This window comes from Campylobacter sp. 10_1_50 (assembly GCF_000238755.1).
Taxonomy (GTDB): domain Bacteria; phylum Campylobacterota; class Campylobacteria; order Campylobacterales; family Campylobacteraceae; genus Campylobacter_A; species Campylobacter_A concisus_R.
Genome location: NZ_JH414887.1, coordinates 274,005 through 294,524, shown reverse-complemented (window position 1 = coordinate 294,524; position 20,520 = coordinate 274,005). Strand labels below are relative to the sequence as shown.

The window sequence follows — 20,520 nt, the reverse complement described above, 5'->3', positions numbered from 1 at the left end:
TTAAAGCGTTCTCTCTTTTATCACTCTGGCTGTCTCTATTGCGATCTCTAGCTCTTCGTTGGTTGGGATGATGAGCGTTTTTATCTTAGCGCCTTCTTCATCTATGCACCTCTCGCCTCGCTCATTTGAGAAATTTAGCTCGTGGTTGATGTGGATGCCAAGATGTTTTAGATCATCACAAATTTTTTGCCTTGTATTTGGCGCATTTTCGCCGATACCGCCAGTAAATATGAGCGCATCAACACGTCCTAAAATGGCGTAGTATGAGCCGATATACTTTTTCACTCGGTAGCAAAACATCTCAAACGCAAGCTTTGCGCGCTCGTCGTTTTGCATCTTGGCTACGACCTCTCTCATGTCGCTTGAGCCACAAATTCCAAAAAGTCCGCTCTTTTTGTTTAAGAAGTTATCGATCTCGTTCCACTTTAAAACGCCGATATTTAGCAGATAGATGACCACGGCTGGGTCCATATCGCCGCTTCTTGTGCCCATTATGAGCCCTTCAAGCGGGCTAAGACCCATCGAGGTGTCGATGCTTTTACCATTTTGCACCGCACAAGCTGAGGCGCCGTTGCCTAAGTGAAGCGAGATGGCGTTAAATTTATCAAACTCTATGCCAAGCATTTTAGCAGCTTGCCTGCAGACATATCTGTGCGAAGTGCCGTGAAAGCCGTATTTTCTGATGTGATGGGTCTTGCAAACGTCGTAGGGTAGGGCGTAGCGGTAAGCGTACTCTGGCATGCTTTGATGAAAAACAGTGTCAAAAACGACGACGTGAGGCACGTTTTTGCTCTCTTTCATCGCGTTTTTGATGCCAGCAAGGTGCCCTGGGTTGTGAAGTGGGGCAAGTGGGCTTATCTCCTCGATCTTTTTTATCACGCTCTCATCAACGATCATCGAGCTAAAAAAGCTCTCGCCGCCATGAACTATCCTGTGTCCGATGCCGTCAAGCTCGCTTAGATCGTGCAGTGTATGCGAGGTGGTAAAGAGCTCGTTCATCGCCTCAAGTCCGTCGTGGTGGTCTTTTATGAAGCGTTTTATCTCATAAACTTCGCCATTTGCTTTTAGCACCGCCCTTGAGCTAGAGCTGCCGATCTGCTCGACTAGACCGCTTGCTAGGCTCGTTTTTGTCTGCATTTCAAAAAGTTGAAATTTTATCGAGCTGCTACCTGAGTTTAAAACTAAAATTCTCATATCACTCTCCTGCTTGTATCGCGCTTATTAAGATGGTGTTTACGACGTCTTCGACGAGGCAGCCGCGGCTTAGGTCATTTACTGGCTTTTTTAGCCCTTGAAGTATCGGACCCACCGCTAGAGCGTTTGCACTTCGCTGAACTGCCTTATAGCAGATGTTTCCGCAGTTTAAATTTGGAAATATAAATACATTTGCAAGACCTGCGACATCGGAATTTGGCATCTTTTTGCTAGCCACGCTTAGATCAACTGCCGCGTCAAACTGAATTGGCGCAGCTATTTTTAAATTCGCATCAAGTTCGCTTGCTTTTTTGGCAGCCTCTTTTACAAACTCCACGTCAGCCCCGCTGCCACTATCAGCAGTTGAGTAACTTAGCATGGCGATCTTTGGGTTAAGACCAAAGGCACTTGCTGTTTGAGCGCTACTTAGCGTGATGCTAGCTAGCTCGTCCGCGCTTGGGTTTGGCGTGACGGCGCAGTCTGCAAAGAGTAAAATTTCCTCTTCAAGCGCCATGAAAAATGCCCCGCTTACCACACTTACATTTGGCTTTGTTTTTATGATCTGAAGGGCTGGGCGGATCGTATCAGCCGTGCTCATCGTAGCGCCACTTACCAAAGCATCAGCTATGCCTTCATGAATTAGCATCGTGGCAAAGTAAATTTTATCTTTTGCAAGCGCATTTGCCTTGGCTTCATCCACACCTTTATGTTTTCTTAGCTCATAAATTTTCTTTGCAAATTCATCTGTTAGCTCATTTTGCGCAGGGTTTAACACTTTGGCTTTGCTTAAATTTAGCCCCAAAGTGGCTGCCTTTTTTGAAATTTCGCTCTCAAGCCCTAGCAAGATGATATTTGCCCCACCTTTTTCTAGCACGATGTGAGCTGCTTTTAAAATTCTCTCATCATCACTTTCTGGCAAAACGACCGTTTTGTTTGCCGCTTTGGCTCTTTTTAGAAGCAGGCTTTGAAATTTAAATGGCGTGATGATCTCATGCTTGTAGCTTAAAATTTCATCAAATTTATCAGTTATTAGAAGCTTTGAGTTTAAATTTAGCGCCCTTAGCTCGCTTGCATCTTCGTCAAAAACAGGCGCGTTTAAATTTCTAGCTAGCTTTAAATTTAGCTCGCTCTTGCCAAAGACGCTAAAGCCCTCACAGCCAACGACTACGACGAAGTCGCTTTTAGCCTTTATCTCTTCAAATTTATCTATAAATTTTAAAAAAACTCCTTATCATTTAAATTTATTAGATTTTTTTTGTCGTTTTCGTCTGGAGTTATCTTAAAGATCTCAACTTTTTTGAATTTTGTAGCTATAATTTCCTGCAAATATGCTAGATTTTTGTCTGAAAAAATGTAACAACTTTTCATTTGTGACCTTTTTGGGAACTTAAATTGCTTAATCTTAGCACAAAGATACTTATTTTAAGGCATTTTATGAACTATAAAAAGATATGGCTCGTCACATTTGCGGGCATTTTTTACACAGGTTGCACCCCAAGTGCAGATCCTCACATCAATATGAAACCTCCGGTTTATGTCGAGCAACTCCCTTCAAAAGATAGTGGCAGCGGTCAAAGCAACGCCGGTAGCCTCTTTGGCAAGGGCGAAAATCCGCTATTTTCAGACAGAAAGGCGATGAATGTAAATGACATCGTAACCATCGTCATCTCAGAAAATGCAAGTCAAATTTCAAGCGGCAGCAAAAGCACCAACAAAGATAGCACCATTTCGCTTGGCGGTGGCGTTTTCACAGCTGGAGCCGCACCGCTCTCAACCGTGGCTGATAATCTAAACAAATATGGTGACATCGGCTTTAAAGCAGGTGGCGGCAATAAATTTACAGGAAGTGGCACTAGCAACAGAAGCGAGAAATTTACCGCGACCATCTCAGCTAGGATCATCAAGATCCTAAACAACGGCAACTACTTCATCGAGGGCAGCCGCGAGCTACTCATAAACGGCGAAAAACAGATCATGCAAGTAAGTGGCGTCATCAGGCCTTATGACATCTCGCAAAACAACGAGATCGACTCAAAATACATAGCTGACGCCAAAATTTTGTATAAAACTGAGGGCGAGCTAGACAAATCAACCAAAAAACCTTGGGGCACAAGGCTTATGGAGGCTATCTGGCCATTTTAATGCAAATTTAAAAGCCTAAATTTAACCCATTTAGGCTTTTAAAAATTTATATTTCAAAGCTCTTTCTTATAAAATATACTAAATTATATTTTTTAAAAATTATTAAAATTTAATTGATATTTACTTTCAGAAAAATAGAATTTTTGCCATATCATTTCTCAAAATAGGATAAATTCTCACTAAATATTATTTTTTAGCATATTTTATGATTATTGATATCAAGGCATTTAAAATTTTATTTTAAAATTTATTTAAATATAATTATTAATGAAATAAAATAATATTTGTCTTTTTTAAAAAAGATAAGATACAAAATAAACAAATTTCAAATGAAGGAGCTTATATGAATAATGACTTGCGTCAAAAGATAAATAGACGCTTAAGCGAACTTAGTGCATTGCCTAAGATGAAAAATGACACTAGCATTGCGCAGCTTTTAAAAGATAAGGGCTTTACTAGGCGTGATTTTATGAAGTGGGCTGGTGCGATGACAGCTTTTATGGCATTGCCAAGTGCGATGACACCGATGGTTGCTCGTGCTGCTGAGCTAAGCGATAGGCTCCCTGTGATATGGCTTCACATGGCAGAATGCACTGGCTGTAGCGAGGGCCTACTAAGAACCGACGCTCCAAGCATAGATAGCCTTATATTTGACTACATAAGCCTTGAATACCACGAAACTATCATGGCTGCTGCTGGCTGGCAGGCTGAAGAAAATTTAGAGCATGCGATAGAAAAATATAAAGGCAGATACATCCTGCTGGTTGAGGGTGGCGTGCCAACGGGAGCAACTGAACACTTTTTAACAGTCGGACCTCACGGCACAAGCGGCAAAACTCACGCTGTAAATGCCTCTGCTAACGCGGCTGCTATCTTTGCCATTGGCACCTGTTCTAGCTTTGGCGGTATCCAAGCAGCTAAGCCAAATCCAACAAATGCAGTCGGTCTTTCAAAGGTGACTGATAAGCCAGTCATAAACGTGCCAGGCTGTCCTCCAAGCGAGAAAAACATCGTTGGCAACGTGCTTCACTACTTGCTATTTGGCACCTTGCCTGCACTTGATGTTTATAACAGACCAAAATGGGCTTATGGCTTAAGAATTCACGATCTTTGCGAGAGACGTGGTCACTTTGATGCAGGCGAGTTTGTCCAAAGCTTTGGCGACGAGGGCGCAAAAAATGGCTATTGCTTATATAAAGTAGGCTGTAAAGGTCCATATACATTTAATAACTGCTCACGCGAGAGATTTAACCAGCACACATCATGGCCAGTTCAAGCAGGACACGGCTGTATAGGCTGCTCAGAGCCAGACTTCTGGGATACGATGGGGCCGTTTGAAGAGCCAATGGCTGATAGGCTATTTGACACTGTTTTAGGGCTTGGCGCTGATAATGTAAGTGATAAAATAGGCATTGGAATTTTAGCTCTAGCTGGTATTGGTATAGCGGCTCACGCTACACTAGCTTGTATGAGTAAAGATAAAGAATAAGGCGAAAAAATGAGTGAAAAAAGAATAGTAATAGACCCTATAACACGTATCGAAGGGCACTTAAGAATAGAAGTCGTAGTTGATGAAAACAACGTTGTAAAAGAGGCTTACTCTGGCTCAACTCTTTGGAGGGGCTTAGAGCAGATAGTAAAAAACAGAGACCCAAGAGATGCTGGCTTTTTCATGCAAAGAATTTGCGGCGTTTGCACATACTCACACTACAGAGCAGGCATAGTCGCAGTTGAGGACGCCCTTGGCATCAAGCCTCCACTAAATGCAGAGCTAACTAGAACGCTCATGAACGCAGCTTTATATCTTCACGATCACATCGTGCATTTTTATCAGCTCCACGGCATGGACTGGGCGGACGTCGTCTCTGCACTAAGTGCAGACGTGCATAAAGCTAGCGAAGAGGCGTTTAAATACACAAGCACGCCATTTGCCACGGGAGCTGACAAACTAAAAGAGGTAAAAGAGAGGGTTGAAGCCTTTGTTAAAAAGGGCAACCTTGGACCATTTGCCAACGCATACTGGGGACATAGCACATATAAATTTACTCCAGAGCAAAATTTAATCGTCCTCTCTCACTATCTTGAGTGCCTTAGAATCCAAAGAACAGCAGCTCAGATGATGGCTATCTTTGGTGCAAAAAACCCACATCCACAAAGCCTAACAGTTGGCGGCGTGACCTGTGTGATGGACCTTATGGATCCAGCTAGAATGGGCGAATATATGAGTAAATTTGCCGAGATCAAAGAATTTGTAGATAGAGCTTACTATCCAGATATTTTGATGGCTGCTAAGGCTTATGCAAACGAGCCAAGCGTTTTAAACGACGTTGGTGTATCAAATTTATTCTGCTACGATGAGTTTTTGATCGGCAAAAATGACCATCTATTTAAAGGCGGTATCATCTTAAATGGCGATCTTAGCAAGGTCTATGACATAGACGAAGACAAGATCACAGAAGAGGCGACAAGAGCTTGGTATAAAAATGACAAAGCACTTCATCCTTATGATGGTGAGACAGAGGCAAACTACACTGGCCTTGTCGATGGCGAGAGCATAGATGGCGAGGGCAAGCTAGCTCACAGCAAGCTTTTTGACACAAAGGGCAAATATAGCTGGATCAAAGCGCCAAGATATGACGGCATTCCTATGCAAGTAGGACCGATCGCAAGCGTCGTCATAAACTACGCTAAAGGCAACGAGAGAGTTAAAAAGATAGTTGATGAGTTTTTAGCAAAGAGTGGCTTGCCACTAAGCGCAGTTTTCTCAACTCTAGGCAGAACCGCTGCTCGTATGCTTGAAGCAAAAGTGGTCGCAGAGCACACAATGGACGCATTTAATGCCTTGATCGAAAATTTAAAGACAGATCAAGAGACTTGCGCAAAATATGTAATCGATAACAAAAAGGAGTACAAAGGAAATTTTCAAGGCAATGCTCCAAGAGGCGCGCTAAGCCACTGGTGCCGCATAAAAGATGGCGTCATCTCAAACTGGCAAGCGGTCGTGCCAAGCACTTGGAACGCCTCACCAAAAGACGCTAAAGGTCAAATGGGCAGCTACGAGGCGTGCTTGGTTGGTATGAAGATCGCTGATCTTTCAAAACCACTCGAGATAATACGAAAAATTCACTCTTACGACCCTTGCATCGCGTGTGCCGTGCATGTTATGGATACGAAGGGAAATGATTTGAGTACTTATAAGATAAATCCAAATTTATAAGGAGAAAAGATGTCACATAAAAATCCTGACAGGATCAGCGAATATGAATTCTCCATCGGCGTTAGGCTGACACACTGGATTAGATTTGTAGCTATCACACTTTTGATTGTGAGCGGCTACTACATCTCTTATGTCTTTATGAGCCCAGAGATCACAAGCGAGCCTACAAATTTCATGCAAGCAAAGTGGCGTTTGGCGCACCAGGTCGCTGGCTTTGTGCTAATAGCGGTATTTATCTTTAAATTCTATCTATTTGTCTTTGATAAACACAGCAAAAAAGAGTGGATGAGCGTGCTTGACTTTTTGAGCCCAAAAGTTTGGATAGCGCAGATAAAATACTACATTTTTATGGGCCCACACCCGCATTTAAGGGGCGTTTATAACCCATTGCAGTTTGCCTCATACTTTTTCTTTTATGTCATCTTGGCACTCATTTGCCTAACTGGCCTAGTGCTTTACGCTCACGTTTATCACGAGGGGCTTGGCGGAGCGATCTACGAGCCAGCAAGATACTTTGAAGAGCTTATGGGCGGACTAGCAAATGTTAGAACGATACATAGAATTTGCATGTGGATCATCATGATATTTGTGCCAATTCACGTTTATATGGCGATATTTAACGCCGTTAAAGGCAAAAATGGAGCGATGGACGCCATCGTTAGTGGCTATAAATTTGTAAAAGAACACTGATGAGAGTGCTGGTTCTTGGCATTGGCAACGTTATGTTTGCTGATGAGGGCATAGGTGTTCATTTTGTAAATTTGATGGCTAAAAACTATAAATTTACAAGTTCTAAAAACGAGCTTACTCTAATGGACGGGGGCACTTTAGCCCTCGCTCTAACTCACATAATAAGCGAATTTGACTATCTCATCGTCGTTGATTGCATTAGCGCAAATGGCGCAAGCGTGGGCGATGTTTATTTTTTTGATTTTCTAAACATGCCAAATTTTATCAGCTGGGACGGCTCGGCTCACGAGATCGAGATGCTTCAAACCCTTCATCTAATGGAGCTTGCAGGCGACAGGCCGACAACTAAAATCTTAGGCATCGTACCTAGCCGCATAGAATCATCAAATTTTAGCCTCTCAGATGAAGTGATAAAAGCTTCTAACATCCTAGAAAAAACGCTACTTGATCACTTAAAAGAGCTTGATTTTAAGTGCGAAAAGGTGGCAAATTTCACCCTAAACGATACCCTCCTCGATGACTACGCCAAAAAAGGTTTAAAATGATACTTGCTTTTAAATTTGACTGCTTTAAAGAGCCAGCCTTTTTGGCGCCATTTTTACGCTCATTAGCTGGGGAGCTTAAGCACTCTATAAGCTGCAAAAATGATCAAATTTGCCTAAAAGTAAGTGGCTCTGTCGAGGAGCTTAGCGCCCTAGCAGATAGAGCAAGCGCCATTTTGCCTTATAGCCTTTTTATAAAGCATAGCGAGGTTGATGTGGCAGATGAGCTTGACGAGGCGGGTGAAATTAAAAAGATAAAATTTGGCACGCTTAGCCCATCTCAAGCGGCGGCATTTTTGGCTAATGGCAAGGCTATTTTAAATGAAAGCGGCGTACTTACTTGGAGTAAATTTGATGGCGAAATAACGCTTGGTAATTTTAATGAAAAGCTAAAAACTTGCCTGAATTTATTAAAAAACGGCAAAAGTGTTTGCATAGAGCAAGATGAAAATTTATATGAAATTTCTCTTGGGGTAAATTTTGATGCAAATTTCTTGATGCCTGTAAATTTAAAAGAGCTACCTAAAATTTTTATCGCCGATGATAGGGCGCAGATCGCGCTTGCTAGCTTTGAAAAGCCACTTTTGGCACTAAAGACGACAGCCATTTATAGGCAAAATCACGAGAGCGCACCGCTATTTTTTGACGTGATGGCGCCAAATGATCTTTTTCTTTACGCCCTTTGCGAGCAGCTAAACAAAGAGGGCTTTAGCTTTTTAAGTATTTCTGTAAAGGAGCAAAAAAACGCCCTTTTAAGGCTAATTTTACTTGAAAATAGCGCACTTTTAAGCCAATTTTTTTACACAAAAGATGAGAAATTTGAGCTTAGCTATTTTGGCGAAGTGTCTTTGGGGCTTAAATTTAGCAAATTTAGCGATGATGAAATTTGCCTGCTTTCAAAAACAAGCAAAACACAACTTCTATTTTTACCAAAATTTAGCAGCTTTGAAGAAATTTATGAGCTCATAAGAGCCGATGAGAGCGGCGAAAGACTACTTGAAAACTTTAGTAAAGAGCGCGCCCTGCCAAGTGGTAAATTTAGCTCAAATGCTAGCTTTTTCTCGCTATTTTGCATAGCTGGACGCTTGCTTGGCTTAAGTGATGAGTTTAAAAAAGCAGGGGAGAATTTGCTTCTTATAGCAGCTGATTTTAGCGGTCAAAAGGGCGTTAGGATCGATTATAAGATGAAAGATGACTTTGGTTTAGACGGGGTTAAGTTTGCAAAAAGTATTATTTCATTTATCCTTGCTGGCGCTGGAGAGAAGAATATCAGCTTTGGTTGCACCGAGTCTTTGGCGCATTTTCTGAGCGATTTTAGCTATGAAAAACGAGATAAATTTAACATTAAAAATGTTACTTTAAGCGGGGATTTATTTTATAATAAGGTAGTTAGCAACTTGATAAAAAAGCACCTAAACCCAAATATAAAAACAAATTTTGACCCCGGATTTGGCGTTGAGATCAAGCTTTAGATATGAGATCAAAGGCTTAGTTCAAGGCGTTGGTTTTAGACCTTTTGTCTATACTTTAGCGGACAAATTTAAGCTTGTTGGCGAAATTTACAACGATGATGAGGGCGTGAAGCTAAATTTTAGCGGCGAAGAGGCTAGCTTTTTGGCTTTTGAAAAAGAGCTTTATGAGAAGCTACCAGCCCTTGCTAGGATCGATGAGCTAAAGAAATTTAAGATAGATAAAATTTATGAAAAGCTTGAGATCATCGCTTCAAAAAGCGCCACCAAACAAGCGCCTATTTTGCCTGATTACGCACTTTGCGATGACTGCTTGCGTGAGTTTTATGACCCTACAAATCCACGCTACAAATACCCATTTATAAACTGCACCAACTGCGGACCGAGATTTTCTATCATCAAAGCATTGCCCTATGACAGGGTAAATACGACGATGAACGAGTTTAAGATGTGCGAGTTTTGTGAGAGCGAGTATAAAGACCCGCTTAATCGCCGCTACCACGCAGAGCCGATCTCTTGCCCAAACTGCGGACCAAAACTCTATCTAAAAGATAAATTTGGCAAAGTGCTTGCCAGTAAAAACGAAGCAGCCAAAGAAGCGGCTAGACTCATAAACGAGGGCAAAATTTTAGCCATTAAAGGGCTTGGTGGCTTTCATCTAGTTTGCGACGCGACAAATGAAGCCGCAGTTTGCGAGCTAAGAGCCAGAAAGCACCGCCCAAGCAAGCCTTTTGCTCTGATGAGTAAAAATCTACAAAACGCTAGAAAAATAGCGCAAATTTCAGAGGCGGAGGCGAAGCTTCTTAGCTCAAATTTAAAGCCGATCGTCTTGCTTGAAGCAAAAAACGGCTCAAATATCGCAAAAAGCGTCGCTCCAAATTTAAATAAGCTTGGCGTTATGCTCGCATTTAGCGGCATACATCTTTTACTTTTTGACTATTTAGAATACGACATCATCGCAACTAGCGCAAACATCTCAGGCGAGGTTGTGATAAAAGATGAGAGTGAGCTAAGAGAAAAACTAGGTGACGTCATAGACTTTTACCTTGATCACGACCGAGAAATTTACTCGCCAAGTGACGATAGTATCGCATTTTGCGTTGGAGATGAAGTTGTTTTTACAAGAACAAGCCGCGGTTTAAATCCAAATTTCATCCATACAAATTTTAAGCAAAAAGGGACATTTTTAGCCCTTGGAGCGGAGCTAAAAAGCTCATTTTGCATCTACAAAGACGGTCTTTTGATGGTTAGTCCATATATCGGCGATCTAAAAAATGTGGCTACTTTTGATAGGTTTAAGGATATTTTCACACTTTTTGAAAGGACTTATGATCTAAAAATAGACAAGGTCATAGCCGATCTGCATCCAAATTTTTTAAATACAAAATGGGCGAAAGATCAGGGCTTTGAGCTAGTTCATTTGCAGCATCATTACGCGCATTTGCTAAGTGTCATCTTTGAAAATGATTTGCCAGATAAAGAGTATCTTGGCTTTTGTTTTGACGGCACTGGATACGCAGAAGACGGCAAAATTTGGGGTGGCGAGGTTTTTAGGCTGGATAAAAAAAGCTATAAAAGGGTTTGTCACTTTGATGAATTTAGCTTATTTGGCGGCGAAAATAGCATAAAAAATATCTATCTCATCGCTTATTCTATTATTTTAAAGTATGAGCTTGAGGACGAGGGGTGTAAATTTTTAGTAAATTTTGATGAAAAAGTGCTTCGAAATTTCAAGATGATGGAGCAAAAGGGGCTAAATTTAGTAAAAACTAGCTCGGTTGGTAGGATATTTGACGCATTTGGTGCGATAATATGTGGCATTTCTCACTCGAGTTTTGAGGGCGAAAGCGGCATGAGACTTGAGGCGCTTTATAATAAAAATTTAGATGTGTGTTACAAATTTAGCCTAAATGACGGAGTTATCGGCTTTAAAGAGGCCTTTAAAAGCGCTTTAAAAGATGAGCCAAGAGTGGCGGCAACGGCATTTATAAATGGCATGGCTGATATTATTTTTGAAATTTCTAAAAATGAGAAAAAAGAGATTTTACTAAGCGGTGGAGTTTTTCAAAATAAGACTTTGCTTGAACTTATTTACAAAAAATTTACTAAAGCAAATTTGAAATTTTATATCAATAAGAAATTCTGCAGTAACGATTCTAACGTAAATTTAGGGCAAATTTATTATTATTTATCCACATTTTCTAATAAGTGATGTATAATGATTATAAACGGTAATCAAACGAGAAAGGAGCAAAAAATGGATAGTGTTATACGTTTTAGTGTTTCTTTGCCTAGTCAATTACTAGACGAACTAGATAGAAAAGTTAGCGAACAAGGCTACGCTTCTAGGAGTGAATTTACAAGGGATTTGATCCGTGAAAAGATCGTAAGCGACAGCTGGAAGGACGCTAACGAGGAGTTGATTGGGGTTTTGACGCTCATTTATGTGCATCATCACAACGATTTGGTGAATAAAAAAATGGATATCGAGCATGACTCTGATGTGAAGATCATCTGCACAAATCACGTTCATGTCGATCACCACAACTGCCTAGAAACGATCTCGATAAGAGGTGAGGCTAGCAAGATAGAGCGCTTTGCTGATAGGATTGCTGGCTTAAAGGGTGTTAAGTTTTCTAAACTTACAAAGGCCGCTGTGCCTAAATTTTAAGCTAAAAGCTTTTTTGGCTGTTAAATTTAGGTTTTTGTAAATAGCTAGCAGCGCTTATTTGGCTGCAGAGCTTGTCTTATTTTGTCTTTTTGGTAGTTTTTAGCAGTTTTTGTGATCCATTTTTGCAAATTGTTATTGGGTTTTGCTATTTTTTGCTTGCCTGATATCTTTTTGTGGCGAAAGTTTGATGACCGTTTGTTTTTTACTTGGGCTTTGGCTAAAGCTAAATTTGCAAAAGCCCGCCCAAGTTTTTTTGGCTTTTTAAATTTCTCCCTTTTTTTACTTTATTTTTGTTCTAGCATTTTTGGCGCTTGTATGCTATCATTAGCCACAAAAAAATGTCATTTAAAGAGAATGAAAGATGAATTTTTACAATAGAAATTTTCTAGCCAAAGAGCTAGATCGCTGGCAAAAAGAGGATGTGGTCGATAAGGCCACCGCTTTAAAAATAGCAAATTTATATGATATAGATCTAAACGCTCATAGCGAGAAGACTAGCTTTATCTTAAAGTTGGTTGCCTATCTCTTTTTTGCGCTGGCATTTTTTACCCTTGTTGGAGCTTACTGGGAGGAGATACCAAGGATGGGGCGCCTTGTCATCATCTTTGGCGTGCTTGCTCTTTTAAATTTTGGCGGAGTTTATTATCTCAAAAAGGGCAAAGACAAGCTTGGCACGGCTACGCTCTTTTTGGGAAATTTCTGCTACGGAGCAGCCATAGCGCTTATCGCTCAAATTTATAATATTAGCGACGAGCCAAGTGGCGGAGTTTTGCTCTGGAGCGTTGGAGCTATGGCGCTCTCTTTTGCTAGTAAAAAGCCCTTGCTGGTGGCTCAAAGCCTTGTTTTTGCGACGATCTGGTTTGTTTTAAAGGGCACGGGCGGCGAGTTTGCTTATGAATTTGTCGTCTTTATAGCCCTTGGCGCCTACACGCTTTATAAAAGTGACTCGGCATTTCTTGCGATTGTGCTTCTAGCAGATATATTTTTCTACATCGTTTCGCTTTGCGCTAGGATCAGCGGGTTTAATGAATTTTATGGCTATGACCTTATGTTTAGAGCGCCGATGGCTGCTACTTTATCGCTCTCATACGCGCTTTTACTTGTCGCGCTCTTTAGCACGTTAGCTGGCTTTAGAGATAGGCTGGCGCACCTTGTAAAAGGCTTTGGCAAGTATCTTGGCATCGTTATCTTGATCGTTTGCTTGATAGCTTATGCAAATGGCGATATCTACGAGCTAGAAGAAGATAAATTTTGGTTTGCAAAAGCATTTTTTTATAGCAGTTTTGGCAAGGTTTTTGCCGTATTTAGCATCGCTAGCATTGCGCTATTTTTCAAAGAGAAAAACAAAAGCGGCTTGCTTCTTGGCTTGATACTCTTTGCGTTGCCATTTGTCTTTAGCTTAGGCGTGGGATATGCAAATATCTTCTTCTCGCTAGCAAACATCATCGTCGCTGCCGTGCTTATCAAAAATGGCGAGCTAACGCTTGGACTATGCATGATATTCTTAGTTGCGGTGGTTAGATACTTTGAGCTAATAGGCGATTATTTGGGGGCTACGGCGCTATTTATCGTCTTTGCCTTCGTCGTGCTCGCAGTCGCTGCTAAAAAAGGACGTACAAAATGAAGATAAGATCACTAATACTAGCCATAATTTTTCAAATTTTACTAATAATTGCGATGCTTGCATACGCGCTCATGCCACTTTATCTTGGAAAAGAGGTAAAAGTGAGGGTAAATCTTTACGATCCAAGGGATCTCTTTCGCGGAAACTACGTGAGCTTGAGCTATGATTTTTCAGATTTTTCAAATCTGCAGCAGTCTAAATTTGATGAAAAAACTGGCGTTGAGATATATATATATGATAGAAATATCTCAAAAAATGATGAAATTTACGCCATTTTAAAACAAGATGCTAACGCCACTTACGCTTTTGATAAATTTAGCTTTACTAAGCCAAAAGACGCTCTTTTCTTAGCTGGCAAATTTGATGGATATTTATTTGTAAAATATGGCATCGAAGAGTTTTACATGCCAACTAAAAAGGCAAAGCAGACTGAGCGAGAGATGATGGATCAAGATGTGGATGCTGTTGCTGTTTTGATGGTGATGGATGATGGCAGGGCAAGGCTAAAAGATCTCATCATCACACCAAATGGCAAACAAAAAAATAGCGATGAAAATTTTGATGAAAATGGCTACACAGATGATAACGAGAGCCTTGAAAAGCTAGATAAAAACATTCGCTTGCAAGATCAAAGGTGAATTTAAAGGGTAATTAAAAAACGGGTTAATTTATCTCATTTGCATAAAACGCCCTTAAATTTTAATTTTATTTTTAAATTTAAGCGTTAAAATCTCTAAAAATTAATAAAAAAGGATAATAAAATGTGTAAAGATTGCGGTTGTTCAATGGGTAATCACGCCCACACTCACACTGATGGCACCACTCACTCACACCCACACACTCACGACGGGCATACAGACCACGCTCATGACGCACACGAGCATAGCCACGAGGCTCACGCACACCCTGTGCTAAACGAGAGCAAAACGATAGACGTGATAGAGAAAATCCTATCTGAAAACGACAAAGAGGCCGCTCACAACAGAGCGCATCTTGATGAGAAAAAGATACTTTGTGTAAATTTGATGAGTAGCCCAGGTGCTGGTAAGACCACGCTTTTAGAAGCTACGATAAAGGCTGGTAAATTTAAAATAGGCGTTGTAGAGGGCGATTTAGAGACAAATCAAGATGCCGACCGCATAGTAAAAGCTGGCGCAAAAGCTCATCAGATAAGCACAGGTCAGACCTGCCACTTAGACGCATTTATGGTGCATGAGGGGCTTCATCACCTGCCACTAAATGAGCTTGATCTAGTCTTTATAGAAAATGTTGGAAATTTAGTCTGTCCTGCAAGCTATGACGTTGGCTCACACTTTAACGCTGTGCTTCTTTCAGTGCCAGAGGGCGATGATAAGGTTAGCAAATATCCAGTGATGTTTAGGGCTGCTGACGTGCTTTTGATCACAAAAGCTTCGCTTGCGCCGCACTTTGACTTTGATATAGAGCGAGTAAAAAACGACGCTAGAAAGCTAAATCCAAAGGTTGATATCTTTGTAGTAGATAGCAAAACAGGCGAAGGCATCGATAAATGGATAAGTTATTTGGAATTTAAAAAAGAGCTAAGATAATGTGTCTTTCGATCCCTTCAAAAGTAATAGAAATAGATGAAAACAACGTTGCTACCGTTGAAACCTTGGGCGTTACTAGAAAGGTAAGCCTAGATCTCATATCTGAAGAGGTAAAAGTTGGCGAATATGTGTTAATCCACGTTGGATACGCCATGCAAAAGATCGATACGCAGTTTGCGCTTGAGAGCTTGGAGGTCTATCAAAAGATCGCTGAGGATATGGACGCGGGGAAAATTTGATGGATCTTATCAATGATTTTCGCGATAAAAATTTAATCCTAGCCCTTTCAAAACTCATCCAAAAAGAGAGCGTAAAACCGCTAAATATCATGGAAATTTGCGGTGGCCACACGCATAGCATTATGAAATTTGCACTGCCAAGCTTAGTTGGAGAGCATATAAATTTCATCCACGGCCCAGGCTGTCCGGTCTGCGTCATGCCAAAGAGCCGCATAGATGAGGCCTGTAAGCTTGCTAGTATGGATAATGTGATCTTTTGCACGCTAGCTGATATGCTAAGAGTGCCTGGCTCAAAGACAAGCTTGCAAAAGCTTCGCGGCGAGGGACACGACATAAGGGCACTTTACACGCCACTTGATGCATTAAATATCGCTAAGCAAAATCCAGACAAAAAGGTCATATTTTTTGCCATTGGCTTTGAGACGACGACGCCGATGAGCGCAAATTTGGTTGAAAAAGTGGTGCAAGAGGGCATTAAAAATTTATACTTTCATATAAATCACGTAACCGTCCCAGCGCCAGTTAGAGCTATAATGAGCGATGAAAACGTAAGGATAGACGCATTTTTGGGACCAAGTCACGTAAGCGTCATCACTGGTAGCAAAATCTACAAAGAATTAGCGAGCGAATTTAAAAGACCTATCGCCATTAGTGGTTTTGAGCCACTTGACATCATGGCAAGTGTGCTAAATTTAGTCCGTCAGCAAAACGCAGGCACTTATGAAGTCTATAACGAGTACGCAAGGGCGGTCAAAGAAGAGGGCAACGTCAAGGCAAAAGAGCTCATAGCTAAGTATTTTGAGCCGTGCGACTTTGTCTGGAGAGGGCTTGGCGAGATAGCGCAAAGCGGTATGAAGCTAAAAGATGAGTTTGCCTACCTTGACGCCAGAGTGCAGTTTGACTGCAGTGTAGAGAGTGCTGGCGAGAGCAAGGCTTGCATTTGCGGGCAAATTTTAAGAGGGCTAGCAAAGCCGACTGATTGTAAGGTCTTTGGCAAGGTCTGCAACCCGCAAAATCCGATAGGATCGTGCATGGTATCAAGCGAGGGCGCTTGTGCGGCATATTTTAAATACGCAAGAGTTGGTTAAGGAATTTAATGAAAAAGATAATGCTAAGCCACGGCGGCGGCGGCGAGGAGATGAACTCGCTTATAAACGAGACGATATTTAAAATTTTTGATAATGAAATTTTAAGGCAGAGCAACGACTCAGCGATACTAAATTTAAACGGCAAGATCGCATTTAGCTCCGATAGTTTTGTGGTAACTCCCATTTTTTTTAATGGCGGTGATATCGGCAAGATCGCAGCTTGCGGCACGATAAACGACCTAGCGATGGTTGGAGCAAGCGCAAAATACCTAAGCTGCTCGCTAATCATCGAAGAGGGGCTAAGTATAGAGGAGCTCGAGCGTGTGCTTGGCTCGCTTGCAAAAACTTGCAAAGAGAGCGGCGTGAGCGTCGTTTGCGGCGATACGAAGGTCGTGCCAAAGGGCAAATGCGATAAAATTTTCATAAACACAGCAGGTATCGGCGAGATAGTTTGTGAAGGCGTGGAGCTTAAAAATTTAAAAGCAGGGGCAAAAATTTTAATCTCTGGAGATGTTGGCAGACACGGCGGTGTGGTGCTTGCAGCAAGAGAGGAATTTGAGCTTGGGCTTGATCTAAAAAGTGACTGCAAAAGCCTAAAAGAGGTTGCCTTAAAGCTATTTAGCGCTGGTATAAAGCCACAAACTATGCGTGATGCGACAAGGGGCGGACTAAGTGCGGTGCTAAACGAGTGGGCTAAATTTAGCAAATTTGACATCTTGGTTTTTGAAGAAAATATCAAGGTCGCAGACGAAGTGATGGGCGTTTGTGAGCTATTTGGATTTGAGCCTTATGAGCTTGCAAATGAGGGCACTTTTGTGATGGCTGTCGATGAGAGTCAGGCTGAGAAGGCACTTAAAATTTTAAGAGAATTTGATCAAAACGCGATGATAATAGGCGAGGTAATGGAGGCCAAAAACGAGCGTGTCATCATCGAAAACGCCTATAAATCAAGAAGATTTCTCGAGCCGCCAAAGGGTGAGCTACTACCAAGGATCTGCTAATGCACGAGCTTAGTATCGTTCAAAATTTAGTCACTCTTTGTGAAAAAAATGCCGCCAAAGAAAATGCCAAAGAGATAAGCAAGATCGAGATAAAGGTTGGTCGCTTAAGCGGAGTAGAGCCACACTATCTGGAGAGTGCCTTTGATGTTTATAAGGCTGGCACGATCTGCGAAAACGCCGAGCTTGTGATAAATTTACAAGGCATTGTGATCGAGTGTTTGGATTGTGGATTTGGCGGGGAGCTTAGCGAAAATGACTTCACCTGTCCAAAGTGCAAAAGCCAAAATTTAAAGGTAACTGACGGCGAAGATATGTATCTCATGCGCCTTGAGATGAAGTAAAATTTTACGTATTATAATGCGTAAAATTTTATGTTTTTTTATTAAAATATTTTAATAGTGGTAGTAGTAAAAAATAGCTACCAAAACCTTGATCTCTAGCTTTTGATATCTTTACGCACTTTACGAGCCTGGGATAATATAAATAATCAAAAATGAGCGCCACTCTTGGCTTTAGAAGCAGCCAATAATTTTTTTCTATAATTTTCGTGCGTTACAGATTTAAACTACTCAAATATCAAAAACGGAGCCTGCAAGACGTTTCTTATTATCTTTAGTGGCGAGAGCAGGGCATCTTGCAAGATCTGCGTCGAGTACTCTGGCTTTTCAGTCGTGCCGCGTATGGCGATGACGGTTGATAGCGAGCGGTCTTTTCCAAGGATGATTTGGTTGATAAGCGGGATCTTGTCGATGATGCCACTTGCGTCTTTTAGTATCTTTAGCTCAAGGTCGATGTTTATCTTTTTGCTCTTTAGATCGATCGTGCCACGTCCGCCGATATCTGCGCTCGTGCCTATCATCTCAATCGCTAAAAACTCGATCACATCGCCCTTTCTGGTTAGTAAAATTTTACCGTTTTTAACAGTAAAGCCTTTGTCGTTAAAGTCAGGCGTTTTAAAGCTAAGAAGCGATGGCACCGAGTTTAGGAAGCTTAAGAGTTTTTGATAAAAGATGTAGTCTTTTAGATACGTGCCAAAAAATCTCACCTCAGCCTTGAAATTTTTAGAGCTCTCCCCAAGCATTTTTAGGCGAAATTTACCGCCCTCAAAGCTCTTTATGCCAAAAAGGTCGTTGATAAATTCGCCGCTTATATCAGTTGCGTCTAAATTTATGCTTTTCTCATCGCTAAAATATCCAACTCTGCCTTGCTTTGCTAGTCCATTTAGCGAGGTGCTTTTGCCTTTTTTCTCGGCGCTAAAGCTAGTAAATGGCAAGGTTTTGTTTAAGTCCTTTAAGATGATGTCGCCATTTTTTGCAAAGAGCTCAAGTGGCGTGCTTTGTTCTTTTGTGCTGTTGTCATCAAGCACTAACAAATTTAGGTCGTTGCTCTTAGCCTCTATGCCTTTTTCGGCAATATTTAAAGAGAGCTTTTTGCTCGCACTTTGCACTTTTACGCCAGCCTTTGAGACCGTGATCAAAAAGTCGTCACTATCATATTTTGAGCCATTTTTATCCAAAAACGGCATGTCAAATTTAAGCCCTTTTGCCAAAATTTCAAGATTGACAAAGTCCTTGCTTTTTATGCTCACATCATCAAAACCAAGCACGCCATTTTGCTTTAAAAGTGGGGAGTTTTGCATTATGAAGTTGCTATTTTTTGTAGCTATCACGCTCTCATCGCCAAAGCTTAAATTTATCCCAAAAGGATCGATGCTAAGCGTGGTCTCGCTTGGCTTGCTAAAGTCAAGAAGCGCGGTAAATGGCTCATTTTTAAAGGCTAAAATTTCATCATTTTTCTCTTTTAGATCAAAGCTTTCTATGACGCCTTTTATTTCGCCGGTGCTTTTTTGTAAATTTATATCTGCTTTTGCATTTGCTCTGAAAAAATCAAGGCCAAAGCCGCTTACATCGATGTTTAGCACAGAAGTATTTACGAGCTTTACAAGGGCACTTTTAGCGTTAAATTTACTCCCGGCGATATCTAAAACCGCATCACTTATCTTAAAATCGCCATTTGCGATGACGCTTTTTTCATCAAAATTTTCTAAGCTTTTTTCGTCAAGCTTTATCAAAATTTTTAGGCTAGCGTCCATTTTGCCGCTTAGCTGCCTAACTGGCACGTTAATCTTATAAGCTCTTAGTATCTCATTTATCGCCTCATCGTAAATAGAATTTGTCTTTATAAAAAGCTCTAAATTTGCACTCTTTTCATCAAAGATGTTATTTATAGCAACATTTGAGCCATCAAGCTTTTTGCCTTTATAAACTGGAGCTGTAAGGTCAAATTTAAGCTTTGAGTTATTAAGCGTGATATTTGCCTCAGCGACATTTACGGCTGGCAAGCCTTTATCAAATTTAACAAGTAAATTTTTGGCATTTGCAGTCGCGTTTAGCTCGTTTAAGAAAAGATCATTTTCTTTAAGGTCAGCCTTGCCATTTATCTCATTTATATGATAATCATCAGCCACGATGTAGCCATATATCCAGTTTTTAACCTCACTGTTTAGCTCTATGCGCCTATCAAGCTCGTCTATGAAGTCCTTGATGCTGCCAGCATTTACGTCATAGGCTTTGTAGGTTAAAAGCGTATCTTTTAAGGCAAAGCTAAGCTTGCCATTTAGCTCGTGCGAGGTGAAATTTCCATCAAATTTATAGTCATCTTTGTCAAAATTTGCACTGCCTTCGCCGCTGATGCTTACATTAAAATCTTTAAGGCTCAAATTTTTTACTATAAAGCGATCGACGCCATTTTGCTGCTCTTTTTGAAATTTGATATCGATGTTTAGATAAGGGCTATCAACGAAAAATATATCATCTAAAAATAAAATTTTGATCTTAAAATCATCGCCTATTTGCACGCTCTCAAGCGAAATTTCTTGGAAAAAGGTCTCGAGGTAGTCCACGCCCTGACTAAGGTTTAAAAGTCTCTCATCGCTACTTTTTTGTGCTGCGTCTTTTTTAAAGCTTGGAAGCTTGATCTGCTTTGCTCTTACAATTAATTTTTTATCTAACTTTATATATAATTGCTCCAATTTTACGCCGTAAAACTCGAAATCGTTAATTTTTATGCCGTATT

The 20,520-nt window shown here is 40.9% G+C and carries 19 protein-coding genes; 16 read left to right on the top strand and 3 right to left on the bottom strand.

The window, feature by feature from the left end:
- Both HMPREF1019_RS01400 and pta read right to left on the bottom strand, forming a co-directional pair.
- On the bottom strand, positions 1–1,194 hold the full coding sequence (locus HMPREF1019_RS01400; RefSeq protein WP_009293891.1) for an acetate kinase: 1,194 nt from the start codon (positions 1,192–1,194) through the stop codon (positions 1–3).
- 1 nt (position 1,195) lies between these two features.
- Positions 1,196–2,155, bottom strand: coding sequence for a phosphate acetyltransferase (gene pta / locus HMPREF1019_RS01395; RefSeq protein WP_232210164.1), 960 nt, complete (start codon positions 2,153–2,155; stop codon positions 1,196–1,198).
- Between the two features lie 473 nt (positions 2,156–2,628).
- On the opposite strand from pta, the gene flgH reads away from it, so the two are divergent.
- The 16 genes from flgH (at position 2,629) to hypA (ending at position 17,786) form a co-directional block, all read left to right on the top strand.
- Entirely contained in the window at positions 2,629–3,336 is a 708-nt protein-coding gene (flgH, locus tag HMPREF1019_RS01390) for a flagellar basal body L-ring protein FlgH (protein WP_002940928.1), read from the top strand.
- 343 nt (positions 3,337–3,679) lie between these two features.
- A complete protein-coding gene (locus HMPREF1019_RS01385; RefSeq protein WP_009293888.1) occupies positions 3,680–4,825 on the top strand; it encodes a hydrogenase small subunit in 1,146 nt (381 codons plus the stop codon).
- 9 nt (positions 4,826–4,834) lie between these two features.
- Positions 4,835–6,553: a nickel-dependent hydrogenase large subunit gene (locus tag HMPREF1019_RS01380; protein ID WP_009293887.1), complete on the top strand. Its 1,719-nt coding sequence runs from the start codon at positions 4,835–4,837 to the stop codon at positions 6,551–6,553.
- 9 nt (positions 6,554–6,562) lie between these two features.
- Positions 6,563–7,243 carry a Ni/Fe-hydrogenase, b-type cytochrome subunit gene (cybH, locus tag HMPREF1019_RS01375; RefSeq protein ID WP_009293886.1) on the top strand — a complete coding sequence of 227 codons (681 nt, stop codon included), beginning with the start codon at positions 6,563–6,565 and terminating at the stop codon, positions 7,241–7,243.
- Positions 7,243–7,788, top strand: a complete 546-nt coding sequence (locus HMPREF1019_RS01370) for a HyaD/HybD family hydrogenase maturation endopeptidase (RefSeq protein WP_009293885.1) — start codon at positions 7,243–7,245, stop codon at positions 7,786–7,788. Before cybH ends, HMPREF1019_RS01370 begins: the two co-directional genes overlap by 1 nt.
- Entirely contained in the window at positions 7,785–9,257 is a 1,473-nt protein-coding gene (locus tag HMPREF1019_RS01365) for a hypothetical protein (protein WP_009293884.1), read from the top strand. The genes HMPREF1019_RS01370 and HMPREF1019_RS01365 overlap by 4 nt, the downstream gene beginning before the upstream one ends.
- Entirely contained in the window at positions 9,241–11,466 is a 2,226-nt protein-coding gene (gene hypF / locus HMPREF1019_RS01360) for a carbamoyltransferase HypF (protein WP_009293883.1), read from the top strand. Before HMPREF1019_RS01365 ends, hypF begins: the two co-directional genes overlap by 17 nt.
- A gap of 45 nt (positions 11,467–11,511) precedes the next feature.
- Positions 11,512–11,925 carry a nickel-responsive transcriptional regulator NikR gene (gene nikR / locus HMPREF1019_RS01355; RefSeq protein ID WP_009293882.1) on the top strand — a complete coding sequence of 138 codons (414 nt, stop codon included), beginning with the start codon at positions 11,512–11,514 and terminating at the stop codon, positions 11,923–11,925.
- Positions 11,926–12,036: 111 nt separating this feature from the next.
- The gene (locus HMPREF1019_RS01350) at positions 12,037–12,303 is read left to right on the top strand and encodes a hypothetical protein (RefSeq protein ID WP_034900971.1); all 267 of its coding nucleotides are present in this window, start codon (positions 12,037–12,039) and stop codon (positions 12,301–12,303) included.
- On the top strand, positions 12,287–13,549 hold the full coding sequence (locus tag HMPREF1019_RS01345; RefSeq protein ID WP_009293881.1) for a DUF2157 domain-containing protein: 1,263 nt from the start codon (positions 12,287–12,289) through the stop codon (positions 13,547–13,549). The genes HMPREF1019_RS01350 and HMPREF1019_RS01345 overlap by 17 nt, the downstream gene beginning before the upstream one ends.
- On the top strand, positions 13,546–14,187 hold the full coding sequence (locus HMPREF1019_RS01340; RefSeq protein WP_009293880.1) for a GDYXXLXY domain-containing protein: 642 nt from the start codon (positions 13,546–13,548) through the stop codon (positions 14,185–14,187). The genes HMPREF1019_RS01345 and HMPREF1019_RS01340 overlap by 4 nt, the downstream gene beginning before the upstream one ends.
- A 123-nt stretch (positions 14,188–14,310) precedes the next feature.
- Positions 14,311–15,117 carry a hydrogenase nickel incorporation protein HypB gene (gene hypB, locus HMPREF1019_RS01335; RefSeq protein ID WP_009293879.1) on the top strand — a complete coding sequence of 269 codons (807 nt, stop codon included), beginning with the start codon at positions 14,311–14,313 and terminating at the stop codon, positions 15,115–15,117.
- A complete protein-coding gene (locus tag HMPREF1019_RS01330; RefSeq protein WP_009293878.1) occupies positions 15,117–15,356 on the top strand; it encodes a HypC/HybG/HupF family hydrogenase formation chaperone in 240 nt (79 codons plus the stop codon). Before hypB ends, HMPREF1019_RS01330 begins: the two co-directional genes overlap by 1 nt.
- Positions 15,356–16,444, top strand: coding sequence for a hydrogenase formation protein HypD (gene hypD / locus HMPREF1019_RS01325; protein WP_009293877.1), 1,089 nt, complete (start codon positions 15,356–15,358; stop codon positions 16,442–16,444). The genes HMPREF1019_RS01330 and hypD overlap by 1 nt, the downstream gene beginning before the upstream one ends.
- A gap of 8 nt (positions 16,445–16,452) precedes the next feature.
- Positions 16,453–17,445, top strand: a complete 993-nt coding sequence (gene hypE, locus HMPREF1019_RS01320; protein ID WP_009293876.1) for a hydrogenase expression/formation protein HypE — start codon at positions 16,453–16,455, stop codon at positions 17,443–17,445.
- Entirely contained in the window at positions 17,445–17,786 is a 342-nt protein-coding gene (gene hypA / locus HMPREF1019_RS01315; protein ID WP_009293875.1) for a hydrogenase maturation nickel metallochaperone HypA, read from the top strand. Before hypE ends, hypA begins: the two co-directional genes overlap by 1 nt.
- 224 nt (positions 17,787–18,010) lie before the next feature.
- On the opposite strand, the gene HMPREF1019_RS01310 is transcribed toward hypA, so the two are convergent.
- Positions 18,011–20,476: a YhdP family protein gene (locus HMPREF1019_RS01310; protein WP_083827831.1), complete on the bottom strand. Its 2,466-nt coding sequence runs from the start codon at positions 20,474–20,476 to the stop codon at positions 18,011–18,013.
- Between the last annotated feature and the right edge of the window lie 44 nt (positions 20,477–20,520).